10 protein-coding genes are annotated in these 14,785 nt (G+C 69.6%); 6 read left to right on the top strand and 4 right to left on the bottom strand.

Going from position 1 to position 14,785, the window contains the following annotated elements; all coding sequences use genetic code 11:
- Positions 1 to 108 precede the first annotated feature (108 nt).
- From ABT345_RS29105 to ABT345_RS29095, 3 genes are read left to right on the top strand one after another with little or no spacing between them, the layout of a single operon-like run.
- Positions 109 to 597: a DUF1453 domain-containing protein gene (locus ABT345_RS29105; protein WP_345086877.1), complete on the top strand. Its 489-nt coding sequence runs from the start codon at positions 109 to 111 to the stop codon at positions 595 to 597.
- A 30-nt stretch (positions 598 to 627) separates the two neighbouring features.
- Entirely contained in the window at positions 628 to 1,794 is a 1,167-nt protein-coding gene (locus tag ABT345_RS29100; RefSeq protein WP_345086874.1) for a sensor histidine kinase, read from the top strand.
- On the top strand, positions 1,791 to 2,477 hold the full coding sequence (locus tag ABT345_RS29095) for a response regulator transcription factor (RefSeq protein ID WP_345086872.1): 687 nt from the start codon (positions 1,791 to 1,793) through the stop codon (positions 2,475 to 2,477). Before ABT345_RS29100 ends, ABT345_RS29095 begins: the two co-directional genes overlap by 4 nt.
- Before the next feature lie 283 nt (positions 2,478 to 2,760).
- On the opposite strand, the gene ABT345_RS29090 is transcribed toward ABT345_RS29095, so the two are convergent.
- The 3 genes from ABT345_RS29090 to ABT345_RS29080 all read right to left on the bottom strand — a co-directional run bounded on the left by ABT345_RS29090 (position 2,761) and on the right by ABT345_RS29080 (position 6,847).
- Positions 2,761 to 3,435 carry a DUF7342 family protein gene (locus ABT345_RS29090; protein ID WP_345086870.1) on the bottom strand — a complete coding sequence of 225 codons (675 nt, stop codon included), beginning with the start codon at positions 3,433 to 3,435 and terminating at the stop codon, positions 2,761 to 2,763.
- The gene (locus tag ABT345_RS29085) at positions 3,432 to 5,087 is read right to left on the bottom strand and encodes an ATP-binding protein (protein WP_345086868.1); all 1,656 of its coding nucleotides are present in this window, start codon (positions 5,085 to 5,087) and stop codon (positions 3,432 to 3,434) included. Before ABT345_RS29085 ends, ABT345_RS29090 begins: the two co-directional genes overlap by 4 nt.
- A gap of 749 nt (positions 5,088 to 5,836) precedes the next feature.
- Positions 5,837 to 6,847, bottom strand: coding sequence for a ferredoxin family protein (locus ABT345_RS29080; protein WP_345086866.1), 1,011 nt, complete (start codon positions 6,845 to 6,847; stop codon positions 5,837 to 5,839).
- 706 nt (positions 6,848 to 7,553) lie between these two features.
- Between ABT345_RS29080 and ABT345_RS29075 the strand changes: the two genes are divergently transcribed.
- Positions 7,554 to 8,960, top strand: coding sequence for a CobW family GTP-binding protein (locus ABT345_RS29075; protein WP_345086864.1), 1,407 nt, complete (start codon positions 7,554 to 7,556; stop codon positions 8,958 to 8,960).
- Between the two features lie 175 nt (positions 8,961 to 9,135).
- Here ABT345_RS29075 and ABT345_RS29070 read toward each other — a convergent pair whose 3' ends face one another.
- Positions 9,136 to 11,583, bottom strand: a complete 2,448-nt coding sequence (locus ABT345_RS29070) for a DNA gyrase/topoisomerase IV subunit A (RefSeq protein ID WP_345086862.1) — start codon at positions 11,581 to 11,583, stop codon at positions 9,136 to 9,138.
- Positions 11,584 to 11,877: 294 nt separating this feature from the next.
- On the opposite strand from ABT345_RS29070, the gene ABT345_RS29065 reads away from it, so the two are divergent.
- Together ABT345_RS29065 and ABT345_RS29060 are read left to right on the top strand one after the other, a co-directional pair.
- Entirely contained in the window at positions 11,878 to 13,215 is a 1,338-nt protein-coding gene (locus ABT345_RS29065) for a M16 family metallopeptidase (RefSeq protein WP_345087019.1), read from the top strand.
- Positions 13,216 to 13,253: 38 nt separating this feature from the next.
- On the top strand, positions 13,254 to 14,636 hold the full coding sequence (locus ABT345_RS29060; protein WP_345087017.1) for a M16 family metallopeptidase: 1,383 nt from the start codon (positions 13,254 to 13,256) through the stop codon (positions 14,634 to 14,636).
- Positions 14,637 to 14,785: the final 149 nt, after the last annotated feature.

The following is a 14,785-nucleotide window of genomic DNA, read 5'->3' as shown; positions in this document are numbered from 1 at the left end:
ACCCCCTCGGCTTTCCACCCGGGCCCCACCCGCGGGCCGATCCGCCGGCGGCGAGCGCTCCGTAGCGTCGAAGACGTCAGCGTTCCCGTCATCCGGAGGCCAGGGTCCATGAGCGGCCTGCTCAACACCGCTGTGATCGTCGTAGTGGTCGCGTACGTGTTCATCCGACAGTTCAGCGCGCGGCCGCTGAGGCCGAACGGCCGCAATGTGTGGCTGGTTCCGGTGATTCTTGGCGTGATGGCGCTCCGCGAACCGCACTTCCTGGATGCCTCCCATCCGGTCGCGTCGGCTGTACTGCTGGCCGCCGGAGTGCTGCTCGGACTCGTGAGCGGAGCCGGTTGGGCCTGGACCACCAGGATGTGGACGGACGCCGACGGCACCGTCTGGACCAAGGGCGGCCGACGGACCGCAGCGGTGTGGCTGTGCGGCATGGTCCTGCGCCTCGGGCTCGGGGCAGCAGGTTACGGGTGGGGAGTCCACCAGGGGACGGGCGCCATGATGCTCTCGGTCGCCGCGATGTTGCTGTCGCGCAGCGGCGTCACTCTCTGGAGGGTCCGGTCCGAACTGCCCGCGTACCGTGTCCCCGTGGGTGGCTGAGAAGCGCCGCCGCCCAGGGAAGGACACCGAGTGCCGCAGAACGTCTGGACGCGCTGGCCCCTGCGGGAAGCGCTCGCCCGCGAGGGTATGAACGAGACCCGGCGGTGGATCGGCAGAGCCGTCCGTGCCCTCCTCATGGGGCTGCTGATGTGGGCCACGCTCACACGGCCACCGTTCCATGGCTGGTGGGCAGCGGCCGGAGCCGTCGCGGTACTCCTCACGGGGGCGGCCTTCCACGGCTTCTTCCGGACCACGTTGCAGCAGCGGCTGTGGCCGTCCCTCGGACTGTTTCTGGCCATGGAAGGTGGCGCGTTCGCGTTCCATGCGGCCGGTGCGTCGCTTCCCGCGGTTGTGCTCTGGTGCGGCTGCGCCGTCGTCGCGATGGAACGCCTGCCGCTCGCTGCCGCGTTGCCCTGCGCAACCGCCGCGTTCACCGCTTTCATTCTCGTGAACGACGACGGCTGGCTGACGACGGCGACGACCACAGGGGGACTCGCTCTCGCCGGCTACGTGATGCGCCTCGACGCGGAGGCGCGCGGCACCACGCAGCGGCTGCTCGCCCAGGAACGCGCCGCACGCAACGCCGAGGCGGAGAGTGCCGCGCTGGCGGAACGGGGCCGCATCGCCCGCGAGATCCACGACATCCTCGCCCACAGCCTGAGCGCCCAACTCGTCCACCTGGAAGCGGCCCGGCTGCTCATCCAGCGCAGCGCCGACCTCGAGGCCGATCGTGCTCAGCTCCTCGAACGGGTGACGGCCTGTCGCGGCATGGCGCGCGAAGGGCTCGACGGCACCCGCGAGGCGCTGTCGGCCCTCCGTGGCGAGATGCGTCCCGTCGAGGAGTACCTGCGGGAGTTGACGGCTGCCGAAGGCGCCCGCCTGGAGGTCATGGGGGAGCGGCGCGGGCTCGTCCCGGAGGCTGCGCTGGCCGTACGTCGCGCCGCACAGGAGGCGCTGACCAACGTCCGCAAACACGCACCCGGAGCCCGTACCGACGTCCGCCTCACCTATACGGAGGGTGCGATCGGCCTGGAGGTGCGCAACACGCTGGGGCCCGCCGAGCCCGGAGCGCTCGCCTCCAGCGGCTCCGGATACGGTCTGGTGGGCATGCGCGAGCGCGCCGAACTCCTCGGCGGCACGCTGGAGTCAGGACCGGAAGGGCAGAGTTTCGTGGTGCGGTTGCAGGTGCCGGCATGACGGGCGGAGCCGCGCGGCGTGTGGTCGTCGCCGACGACCAGACCGTGGTGCGCGAAGGCATCGTGATGCTGCTGGGCCTCCTGCCCGGTATCGAGGTTGTCGGCTCCGCGTCGGACGGTGAGGAAGCCGTCCAGCTCGTCGCCGAACTCGCCCCGGACATCGTCCTGATGGACCTGCGCATGCCGCGCTGCGACGGAGTCGAGGCCACACGGCGCATCCGCACCGATCATCCGGGCACCCAGGTGGTGGTTCTCACCACCTACGTCGATGACGACTCGCTCTTTCCGGCCCTCCAGGCCGGCGCTCGCGGCTACCTGACCAAGGACGCGGACGGCGACGAGATCGCCCGCGCCATCGACGACGTCCTCTCCGGGGAAGCCGGACTGTCACCCAGGATCCAGCGGCGGTTGCTGGAACGTGTCGCCGCGCCCACGCCGTCGCCGCGCAAGGCCCCGGTGGAACCGCCGGACGGGCTGACCGCCCGCGAGGTCGAGGTGGTGCGGCTCGTCGCTGAAGGGCTGTCCAACCCGGAGATCGCGCGCACGCTGCACATCTCCACTGCGACGGTAAAGACACATATCAACAATCTCTTCGGTAAGGCGGGGCTGCGCGACCGGGCGCAGGCGATCCACTACGCGTACCGACACGGCCTGGCGCAGCCACCTGGCGAGAACCTCACCTGATGAAGTGAACGCACCGGAAGGCGGAGCTGGGTATCGCCCTGCCTGCCCGTCCTTGACAAAACCGGTCAACAGGTCGGTACATCAAGGGGCGTTCGGTGGACGAGCAGCACAGCGGCACGGCCGCACCGCATGGACGCGACCCCGTCACTACTGCCTGGAGCAGGGCGACCGACTCTGGACAGGACGGTACGGGCGGGGGCGGAGCGACAGCGCCTGGAGAGAGTGTTCACAGCCACGCCCCCCGGACTGTCGAGGAATCGACAATGCGCCCTCGCCCACTCGCTCATGCCCATGCATAGCGATGCTCGGGGCGTCCGGTTTCGCCGTATCGGAGGGTGAGCCGGACGTGTCCCGCACGCTCCAGAAGTTTCAGATAGCGTTGAGCTGTCTGTCGGCTGATTTCAGCCCGTACAGCGACGTCCTGAGCGGACAAGGGCGCATCGGCGGCACGGAGCACGGAGCGTACGCGGTCTGCGGTGGCGGCAGAGTGGCCTTTGGGGAGCTCGGTTGCACCTGCGCCGGCTGATCCCAGCGCTCCGAAGATCCGGTCCACCTCTGACTGCTCAGCCTGCCCGCCGTCCTCGAAGGTGCGGCGCAAGGCGGCGTATCCCTCCAATTTGGAACGCAGACCGGCGAACGTGAACGGTTTGACGAGGTACTGCAGAGCGCCGTATCGCATGGCCGCCTGAACCGTTGCGATGTCACGGGCCGCGGTCACCATGATCACGTCTGTCGGTATGCCGCGGCTCCGTAGGCTGCCCACCAGCTGCAGGCCTGTGCCGTCGGGGAGGTAGTGGTCCAGGAGGATCAGGTCGACGGCGTGGGTGCGCAGCGCTTCGTGAGCCTGGGCCGTCGTATGGGCGAGGCAGCTGACCTGAAACCCTGGCACTTTGCCGACGTAGGCGGCGTTGATCTTCGCTACGTGGACGTCATCGTCCACCACCACGACATTGATCACTGGTTGGCTCCTGTTGCCTCATCGGGGAACGCGTTGGCGACGTTGTCGTTGTCCCGGGGCCCGTCGGTTGCGGCTGCCCTGCTCGCGGCCGCTGGGCGTCCCTCGGGCAACTCGTCGGACAGCGCATCAGGGAGCGTGACCGTGAAGACAGCTCCGCCTCCCGGGCGGTCGCCGACCATCGTGATTCCGCCGTAGCGTTCGGCCAGCCTCCGTACCAGCGCCAAGCCGATGCCTCGTTGCCCATGGGGAGGTGGTTCCTTTGTCGTCCACCCCTCGGTGAAGACCGAGGCGCGATGCGCCGTGGGGACACCGGGGCCGTTGTCGCTGACGCGGGCGACAGCTGTCCGCCCGTCCGCGTGGAGCTGCACCTCCAGTTGCGCGTCGGGAACGGCGACTGTGGCGTCCAGGGCGTTGTCCACCAGATTGCCGAGAACGGTGACCAAGCTGTGTGGGTCGATGAGGCGGTCGGGGAGGTGAGTGCTGGAAGAGATCGTGAGTGAGGCCCCACGTTCAGTCGCCATAGTCGCTTTACCGACAAGAAGGGATGCCACGAGCGGATCGTGGATGCGCTCCGTGACTTGCTCGGCGGTTGCTCGATGAGCACCGACTGCGTGGGTGATGAAGGAGCCGGCCTCCTCGTGAAGTCCTAGCTCCAGTAGACCGAGGAGCGTGTGGAGTTGGTTGGCATGTTCGTGGTCCTGGGCGCGCAGCGCGTCGATAAGTCCGCGGGTGCTGTCCAGTTCGCGACCCAGTCGCTCGAGTTCTGTGCGGTCCCGCAGCGTGACCACCGCCCCGCCGTCGTCCGTGGGCATCCGGTTGACCACAAGGACGCGTGGCCCACTGACGGTCAGCAGATCCGTTCCCGACACTCGACCGGCCAGCACATCCGCTGTGCGACCAGGAGGGAGCGCGGCATCCGCCATCTCCCCGGCGACCTCGGGCGGTAGGTCCAGCAGACGTTGCGCCTCGTCGTTCAACAAGCGGATCCGTCCGTTGTTGTCGAGTGCGAGGAAACCCTCTCGGATGCCGTGCAGCATCGCTTCTCGCTCGCTGAGCAGAGCGGAAATATCTGAGAATGCCAGGTCATGCGTGCGACGTTGCAAGCGGCGGGCCACCAGATATGCGGCAAGTGCTCCTACCGCCAGGGCGCCGCCCGCGTAGGCGAGCAGTTGCGGAACGGTGGAAAGTAGCCGTTCGTGCACGCTCTCGTAGGCGATGCCCACGGAGACGGCGCCGATGATCTCCCTGCTGTCGTTGCGCAGCGGTACCTTGCCACGGGCCGATCGGCCGAGGGTGCCGTCGTCGATCTCCATGACCTCGTGGCCGGAGAGGGCCCGGCTGGGATCGGTCGAGACGCGCCGTCCGATCTCGTCAGGGTCGGTGTGAGACCAACGCACGCCCTGCCTGTTCATGATCACTACGTATTCGGCGCCAGTGGCGTTGCGGATGCGTTCGGCCGCCCGTTGGACGGGGCCGTGGCGCGTGGGGCGTGAACTCTCCAGCGCGTTGTCCAGCCGGGGCTCGGCAGCGGTGGTCTGGGCGATGGAGAGGGCGCGGTGCATCGCCTGGTTGTCGAGTTCCACGCTGAGAGGGGCAAGGAAGAGGCCGGTGGCGAGTGCTGTCACGCCGGTGGCGATGGCCAACTGCATCATCAGGACTTGAGCGAAGACGCGGCGCGGCCAGTGCAGGCGTGGCCGTTCCCGCCAGTGGCGGGTGGCTTGGGTGTCAGCGGTGGTTCGTCTTCGGCGCACCGTCGGCCGGTGACGTGTACCGGACCTGCGCGGTGGTGTGGAGGAGTGATCTTTGGCGCCAGGTTCCCTGGGCAGGACGGTGGAACCCGAGGGCTCTTCAGCGCTCGGGCTCGGCAACTCTGGTCTTTCCGGGTCACCCATTTGGACGAACATTAAGGGTGGTCGCTGCCGCCTCGGTAATCCCTCACGGCACGGCATGTGCCTATGTACCGCTGGTGCTCGTGCGACAACAGAGCGGAGTACCGAGTGGCCAGGAGCTGCGTCGGCAGAGTTATCCACAGGGCTTTCGGCTGCGGATTGTGCGGTTCTAACCTCGCGAAGAGAGGACGGGTGACACCGGAATCGCTCGGCCTGGACGGAGAAGGTCGTGAAGGTCTGATGTCATGGCGCGCGACACAGCGACCGGGGGGAGACAAAGGGTGAATGCAGTATCGCGAGGCTGTGCTATGCGGGGGGCACCGCAAGATTCGTGTGGTGGGCGAGGGGCTCACCTGGTGTGGTCGGCCTTCGGAGTCGGCATCGCCGTTGCGGTGGCCTTGGCCGTCCGGACGGGACGTTCCGTCAAGGGGAAGCAACAGGAGGCCGTTCCGGCCCGCGACGTGAAGGAGGCGGCCCGTCGAAAGGTTCGTTGTCCTGCTGCCGCGAGCTCGTCAGGACACCGTGACGAGGCGACCGCTCGCCGGACTCGTGGGCGCGTCGCTACCAAGACGTGTGATCGCCGTAACGGTCATACGCGCAGGTGGACCGAGCAGCGAGCCACAGCTCGCGGGCGCAGGAGCACCATCGGTCCGCTGTTCGACCAGCACCTGCCACATAGGTCCGTCGCAATGGGCGAGGGTGATGCACCACGTGGGAAGGGGCTCCGCAGCGCCGGCTCGCGAGGAGGCAGGATGGCAGGTCCCCGCCGCTTCGGGCCGCACCGGGTCGGTCCGTACGACGTCGAGTGCGTCCGCGCGGTGCTCACCCAGCATGTCCCGGAGGGCGAGGTCAGCAGCCTGGGCGGGGCGGCCCCAGGTGGAGCGTCCACGGCAGTGGTCGAGGAGGGTCCTGCCGTTGCCGGCCGCCTCGACGGCATGCCGGACCAGCTCGGCCGAGGCGCGACCGTAGGCGTACCCGTAGGGCAGCACGACAAGGGTCGGTGCGAAGCGGTGGCCGCCGATGTGGGTGACCTCCCAGGCCTCGGTGCCGGTGTTCGCGAGCTCGGCGGCGAGGGGGCGTCCCAGGACGGCGCAGCACCGGTCCCGTTTGCCGTTCGTGCAGACCAGAACGAGAGGGGTACCGATGTAGGCGTCCCAGAGTTCACCGTGGTGACCGGCGCCCGCGGCGGTGAAGTTCAGTCGGAGCAGGCTCTTCGGATCGGTGAGGGTGGTGGTGCGGATCCAGGAGCGGCCCGGCGCGGTGTGGGCGAGGAACACCCTGCGCCGGAGCATGGCTCCTCTGGTGCGGTAAGGACCGGGGCGGCGGATCAGGGCAACACGAACACCGGTCCCGTCGGTAGCGGCCTTCAGAGCTCGTCCGAGGTCCGGGTCGAGGTGGCTGTTCGTCAGCGCCTCAGCTCCCCACGGGCCCGGCTGCTCGATGAGCAGCCAGGTTCGGGCAGTGGCCGCGGTTCCGGCGAGGGGCTCGGCGCCTTCGCGGGAAGCAAGAGTGCAGGTGCTCACGAAGGTAAGCCTAACCTGCCCGAGGTCGAGGGTGATCCGGATAACGCTCTGGCGGGGGAACGGGCAGCGGATGAGGGGGAGGGAGACGAAAGCGGTGAGCCGCGCGGCGGGCACCAGACCGGCCACCGTTCTCACGGGGTGACGGGTGATGGCCAAAGGCGTCGCAGGAAGTCCGCTGCCACGACGAGGCCGCGCGGGGCTGCGCGGCCTGCAGGTGGGCCGGGGCGGCAAGGTGCTGGGCGGTCTCGGAGGACGGGGCGGAGGTAGGGGCGGGCGGGCTCGCGTGCCCTGAGGGCGTGACCCCTGGAGCGATCTGGGGACTCAGTGGCAGCCCTGAGGACGAGGGCGGTGAGCGCCACTCCTTCCACCAGCGGTAGCTGGGGCGGGTGCTCCTCAGGCCGGGAGCACCGCAGCTTCAGCGAGTAGACGGCCAGGCCACGGAAGCTGTGGCCTGGCTTTACCTCCGGTCTTGGAGGTCGTCGAGGGCTGGACGTATCGGCCCGTTCGCCTTGGTGCTGGCCAGGGGAGAGCATGGTCGGCCGATGCCCAGCTGAATGCGGAGGAAGCCGCCATCTCGCATGGGCGGTCGGGCTACGCCATCTGGGTTCAGCTCATGGGTCCGTTACGATCGGCAGCCTGATTTCCGCCGGTCCGCTCGGTCCGCCACCGCGCCGCGGTCCGGCCTCCGAACCATGGAGGCACCGCCTTGGCCACGCAGCAGATCCCGGTTGTCGTACTCGCCGGCTTTCTGGGCTCGGGCAAGACCACGTTGCTCAACCACCTCCTGGCGGCAGGGGACGGCACACGCATCGGCGCCATCGTCAACGATTTCGGGAGCATCGAGATCGACGCGATGACTGTCGCCGGCCAGGTGGACTCGATGGTGTCGCTCGGCAATGGGTGCCTGTGCTGCGCGGTTGATACCAGCGAGCTGGATGAGTACCTGGAACGTCTGGCACGGCCCGCAGCCCGTATCGACGTCATCGTCATCGAGGCCAGCGGATTGGCCGAGCCCCAGGAACTCATCCGCATGATCCTCGCCAGCGAGAACACCCGGATCGTCTATGGCGGCCTGGTTGAGGTCGTCGATGCCGCTGAGTTCGATGCAACGCGCAGTCGCCATCCCGAGCTGGACCGGCATGTGGCCATCGCCGACCTCGTCGTACTCAACAAGGCCGACCGCATCGGTGACGAACAGCGCCGACGGCTCACCACCAACTTGAGCGAGCTGGCGCCGGGACGACCTGTGATCTGCGCGGCATACGGACGTATCGACCCGGAGATGTTCTTCGACCGCGGGTCGGAAGACGACTGCGACCCCGCGATGAAGCAGCTGTCGTTCGAGGACTTGCTGCGTGAAACGGCCGACTACCATGCGGCGCGTCACCGCGGTGACGAGGAAGCGGTGACATTTCGTGTGGGTTCGGAGAGTGACTGTCAGCCGGGCGCCGAGCCTTGTGACAGCCACGGCTCTGAAGCACTTCGTGCCCCAGTGGCTCCGGGAGACGGCAGTGAGTGTGCGTATGACGCGTCGCCCGCGGGCCAGCGACAGTCGCACTCCCATGAGAGGCATGGTCACGTCGACGGTGAACCATGTTCGGGTGACTGTCACGGACAGCACCTGCACAGCGGCTACCAGAGCGTGGAGTTCACCTCACCTGTCGCCATGCACCCGCGTCGGCTGATGGACTTCCTCGACAGCCGCCCGGCAGGTCTGTACCGCATCAAGGGGTTCGTGCATTTCGACGTCCCGGGGAGCAGGCAGAAGTTTGGCGTGCACGCGGTGGGTGACTTTCTCCGCTTCTACCCGACGTCCTGGGGGCGCGGTGAGGAACGCTGTACGCAGCTCGTGCTCATCGGTAGTGGTATCGACGCGGAGTCACTGCAGGCTCAGTTGAGCGCATGCAGGATGACGGAAGCAGTGACTGTCACCGCGCCGCCCCTCACCATCACGCCCCCGCACAACCAACCGCCCCAAAGCGCAGCGTCACCCCAAGACGCGACAACACCCCACCCCACCCCCTCACACGACGACGACCTCCTCGAGCGCGCCATGTGGGGTGTCCTCCGCTACGTCGCCGATCGCGACGACCAGGACAGCCAAGAGGCATAACGAAGCCGCCAAGCAGCAGCAGTCACCGGACAACAGCGACGGCCCGCCCGCTTCCCGCAGCACCGCCACACCCCGTACACCACAAGGGGCGCCCCCACCTCACCCGGTGCGGGGCGCCCCTTCCACGTGGCAGTCGGTCAACGCAGCTGTCGGCAGCCGACGGTAGGTCGTGCAGCTACGCCGGTCCCGCCAAGGCTGTCACGGGCTTCGTCAGCGGTACGCCGGAACCGTCGCGTCGGGGGTCCGGTTCCGGGAGGGGGACCGGGGCGCCCTTGGCGTCGGCGGCGCGGGCGGGGGCCGCGCCCGCCCAGGCGAGGGTGAGGCAGTCCTCGCCCTTCAGGAAGCGCTGGCAGCGGACGCCGCCGGTGGCGCGGCCCTTGCGCGGGTACTGGTCGAACGGGGTGAGCTTGGCCGTCGCCACCGAGTCGTCGAGCATGCCGTGTGAACCGGCGACGGTGAAGACCACCGCGTCGGCCGCCGGGTCGACGGCGGCGAAGGAGAGCACCTTGGCGCCTGTGCCGAGCTTGACGCCCGCCATGCCGCCCGCCGGGCGGCCCTGCGGCCGGACCTGTGAGGCCGGGTACCGCAGCAGTTGCGCCTCGTCGGTGATGAAGACCAGGTCCTCCTCGCCGGTGCGCAGTTCCGCGGCGCCGACGATGCGGTCGCCCTCCTTGAGGGTGATGACCTCCAACTCGTCCTTGTGCGCCGGATAGTCGGGCACCACGCGTTTCACGATGCCCTGTTCCGTGCCGAGTGCGAGGCCCGGTGAGGACTCGTCGAGCGTGGTCAGGCAGATCAGCGTCTCGCCGTCCTGCAGGGTCAGGAACTCCGACAGCTGCGCGCCGCCGGCGAGGCTGGGCGCCGCCGCCGTCTCGGGGAGCTGCGGCAGGTCGATCACCGGCAGGCGCAGCAGCCGTCCCGTCGAGGTCACGGCGCCGACCTCGCCGCGGGCGGTCGCGGGCACGGCGGAGACGATGACGTCGTGCTTGACCCGCTTGGCGTCGGCGTCGAACGGGGTGTCCCCGCCGGCGGTCCGGGCCAGCAGCCCCGTCGACGAGAGCAGCACCCGGCATGGGTCGTCGGAGACCTCCAGCGGCACCGCGGCAACCGAGGCACCGGCGGACTCCAGCAGCACGGTGCGGCGCTCGGTGCCGTACTTCTTGGCGACGGCGGCGAGTTCGCCGGAGACCAGCTTGCGCAGCTCGGCGTCCGACTCCAGGATGCGGGTCAGCCGCTCGATCTCGGAGCGCAGCGTGTCGCGCTCCGACTCCAGCTCGATGCGGTCGAACTTGGTGAGCCGGCGCAGCGGCGTGTCCAGGATGTACTGCGTCTGGACGTCGCTCAGGGAGAAGCGCTCGATCAGCCGCTCCTTGGCCTGCGCGCTGTTCTCGCTGGAGCGGATCAGGCGGATGACCTCGTCGATGTCGACAAGCGCGGTGAGCAGGCCCTCCACCAGGTGGAGCCGGTCGCGGCGCTTGCCACGGCGGAACTCGCTGCGCCGCCGGACGACCTCGAAGCGGTGGTCGACGTAGACCTCCAGCAGCTCCTTGAGGCCCAGGGTGAGCGGCTGGCCGTCGACGAGGGCGACGTTGTTGATGCCGAAGGACTCCTCCATCGGCGTCAGCTTGTAGAGCTGCTCCAGGACGGCTTCCGGGTTGAAGCCGTTCTTGACCTCGATGACCAGGCGCAGACCGTGTTCGCGGTCGGTGAGGTCCTTGACGTCGGCGATGCCCTGCAGCTTCTTGGAGCCGACCAGGTCCTTGATCTTCGAGATGACCTTCTCGGGGCCGACGCTGAAGGGCAGTTCGGTGACGACGAGGCCCTTGCGGCGCGCGGTGACGTTCTCGACCGTGACCGTGGCGCGGATCTTGAAGGTGCCGCGGCCCTTCTCGTACGCGTCGCGCACGCCGCCCAGCCCCACGATCCGGCCACCGGTGGGCAGATCGGGACCCGGCACGAACCGCATCAGCGTCTCGAGGTCGGCGTTGGGGTGCTTGATGAGGTGGCGCGCGGCGGCGATGACCTCGCCGAGGTTGTGCGGCGGCATGTTCGTCGCCATACCGACAGCGATCCCGGAAGCGCCGTTGACCAGCAGGTTCGGGTATGCGGCGGGGAGGGTGACCGGCTCCTGCTCCTGGCCGTCGTAGTTCGGCGTGAAGTCGACGGTGTCCTCGTCGATCGACTCCGTCATCAGGGACGACGGGGACGCCATCCGGCACTCGGTGTACCGCATCGCGGCGGGCGGGTCGTCATTGCCGAGCGAGCCGAAGTTGCCGTGGCCGTCCACCAGGGGCAGCCGCATCGAGAAGGGCTGCGCCATGCGTACCAGGGCGTCGTAGATCGAGGCGTCGCCGTGGGGGTGGAGCTTGCCCATGACCTCGCCGACGACGCGGGCGCACTTGACGTAGCCGCGGTCGGGGCGCAGGCCCATCTCGTTCATCTGGTAGAGGATGCGGCGCTGCACGGGCTTCATGCCGTCCCGGGCGTCCGGCAGGGCGCGGGAGTAGATGACCGAATACGCGTACTCGAGGAAGGAACCCTGCATCTCGTCGACGACGTCGATGTCGAGGATCCTCTCCTCGAAGTCGTCCGGCGGCGGGGTCTTCGTGCTGCGGCGGGCCATCGCGGCTGCGGCTCCTTCTGCTGCGTCTACTGCCGATGTGTGGGTCGACCAGCCGTTGGTGAACAGCTGCCGGTCCGACCGGCGGGGGATCGACCGGTGAGTCTGCTGACTCCGACGCGGACCATTGTGGACCGCCCCACCGACAACGCCGGACGCGACTCCCCTCCACGGGGCCGTGGCGCGTCTCCCGACGCTCATACGGGGGCGGTCGGGCGGGAACTTCGCCAGATGCCGACGCGGTTGCATACAGTGACAGAACTTCTTCGCAAGCGGATCGAAGGGACGTACATGCCCATGGGTCACACGGCCACAGAAAAAGCCGGCTCCGGCGGCCTGACAGCGACCGAGCACCGGCTGGCCAACGGCCTGCGCGTGGTGCTCTCGGTAGACCCTCTGACACCGGTGGCGGCGGTCTGCCTCTGGTACGACGTCGGCTCCCGCCACGAGGTCAAGGGCCGCACGGGTCTGGCCCACCTCTTCGAGCACCTGATGTTCCAGGGGTCCGCGCAGGTCAAGGGGAACGGCCACTTCGAGCTGGTGCAGGGCGCCGGCGGCTCGCTGAACGGCACCACGAGCTTCGAGCGCACCAACTACTTCGAGACCATGCCCGCCCACGAGCTGGAGCTGGCGCTCTGGCTGGAGGCGGACCGCATGGGCTCCCTCCTGACGGCGCTCGACGACGAGTCGCTGGAGAACCAGCGCGACGTCGTCAAGAACGAACGCCGCCAGCGGTACGACAACGTCCCCTACGGCACGGCCTTCGAGAAGCTGACGGCCATGGCGTACCCGGAGGGCCACCCGTACCACCACACGCCCATCGGGTCGATGGCCGACCTGGACGCGGCGTCCCTGGAGGACGCGCGGGCGTTCTTCCGCACCTATTACGCGCCCAACAACGCCGTCCTGTCGGTGGTCGGCGACATCGACCCCGAGCAGACCCTCGCCTGGGTCGAGAAGTACTTCGGGTCGATCCCCTCGCACGACGGCAAGCAGCCGCCGCGCAGCGGTGAGCTGCCCGACACCATGGGCGGCCAGCTGCGGGAGGTCGTCGCGGAGGACGTGCCCTCGCGTGCCCTGATGGCCGCCTACCGCCTGCCGCACGACGGCACCCGGGAGGCGGACGCCGCCGATCTCGCGCTGACCGTCCTGGGCGGCGGCGAGTCCTCGCGCCTCTACAACCGCCTGGTGCGCCGCGACCGCAGCGCCGTCGCCGCCGGGTTCGGCCTGCTCCGGCTGGCCGGTGCGCCGTCCCTGGGCTGGCTGGACGTCAAGACGTCCGGCGGCGTGGAGGTCGCGGACATCGAGAGCGCCGTCGACGAGGAGCTGGCCCGGTTCGCCGCCGAGGGGCCGACCCCGGAGGAGATGGAGCGGGCGCAGGCCCAGCTGGAGCGCGAGTGGCTGGACCGCCTCGCGACGGTCAGCGGCCGCGCCGACGAACTGTGCCGCTACGCCGTCCTGTTCGGCGACCCGCAGCTGGCGCTGTCCGCCGTGGGGCGTGTTCTGGACATCACGCCCGAGGAGGTGCAGGCCGTCGCCCAGGCCCGGCTGCGCCCCGACAACCGCGCGGTGCTGGTGTACGAGCCGACCGCCGCCGACGACAGCGCCGACAACGACGAGGAGGCGGACCGGTGAGCGACGCCACCACCCGCGAGGACCTGGCCATGAGCGAGATGACCTTCCACCCGCAGCCCCGCGGCGGGGCGCCCAGGCCGTGGGCCTTCCCGGCGCCCGAGCGCGGTGCGCTGCCCAACGGCCTGACGGTGCTGCGCAGCCACCGCCCCGGCCAGCAGGTCGTCGCCGTCGAGGTCGACATCGTCGCGCCGCTGGAGTCCGAGCCGGAGGGCCTGGACGGCGTCGCCACGATCATGGCGCGGGCGCTGTCGGAGGGCACCGACCGGCACGACGCCGAGGAGTTCGCCGCCGAACTGGAGCGCTGCGGCGCCACGTTGGACGCGCACGCCGACCACTCCGGGGTGCGCGTCTCTCTGGAGGTTCCGGCCTCCCGGCTGTCGCGCGCCCTGGGGCTGCTCGCCGACGCGCTGCGCGCCCCCGCCTTCCCCGAGGGCGAGGTGGAGCGTCTGGTGCGCAACCGTCTCGACGAGATCCCGCACGAGCTGGCCAACCCGGGGCGCCGCGCCGCGATGGCGCTGTACAAGGAGCTGTTCCCCGCGTCGGCGCGGATCTCGCGGCCCCGCCAGGGCACCGAGGAGACCGTCGGGCGGATCGACGCGGCGGCCGTCCGGGCGTTCTACGCGGCGCATGTGCGGCCCGCGGCGGCCACCGTCGTGATCGTCGGTGACTTCATCGGCATCGACGTGGACGCGGCGCTCGCCGACACGCTGGGCGCCTGGCAGGGGTCGGCCGCCGAGCCGGTCGCCGTCACGCCGATCACCGCGGACGACACCGGCCGCGTCGTGATCGTCGACCGCCCCGGCGCGGTGCAGACGCAGTTGCTCATCGGGCGGATCGGCGCCGACCGCCACGACCGCCAGTGGCCGGCGCAGGTCCTCGGCACGTACTGCCTGGGCGGCACCCTGACGTCCCGTCTGGACCGGGTGCTGCGCGAGGAGAAGGGCTACACCTACGGCGTGCGGGCCTTCGGTCAGGTGCTGCGCTCGTCGGCGCCGGACGCGCCCGGAGGGCCCACCGGCGCCGCCATGCTGGCGATCAGCGGTTCGGTCGACACCGAGTCCACCGGCCCGGCCCTCGATGACCTGTGGAAGGTGCTGCGCACCCTCGCGGCGGAGGGGCTGACGGACGCCGAGCGGGACGTCGCGGTGCAGAACCTCGTCGGTGTCGCGCCGCTGAAGTACGAGACGGCGGCAGCGGTCGCGGGCACCCTCGCCGACCAGGTGGAGCAGCATCTGCCGGACGACTACCAGGCGCAGCTGTACGCGCGGTTGGCCGAGACCGGCACGGTCGAGGCGACCGCCGCCGTGGTCAGCGCGTTCCCGGCCGACCGGCTGGTGACGGTGCTGGTCGGTGACGCGGCGCAGATCGCCGAGCCGGTCCGGGCGCTGGGCATCGGCGAGGTGACGGTCGTCAGCGGCTGACGGACCGTAGGGGCGATGGCCCCGGCCGGGCCGTCCCGCGGACGGATGCGGTAGGACAAAGGGGATCCCGAGGGGGAAAAGGCCCTCGGGGTCCCCTTTTCGTGCCCGGATTATAGGGTTCCGGTTCCGTCGCCCACGTGTGGCGTAAC

Source organism: Streptomyces sp. NPDC000404, from assembly GCF_040300365.1.
Classification (GTDB): Bacteria; Actinomycetota; Actinomycetes; order Streptomycetales; family Streptomycetaceae; genus Streptomyces; species Streptomyces ramulosus.
This window is presented reverse-complemented; position numbering and strand designations above follow the sequence as displayed.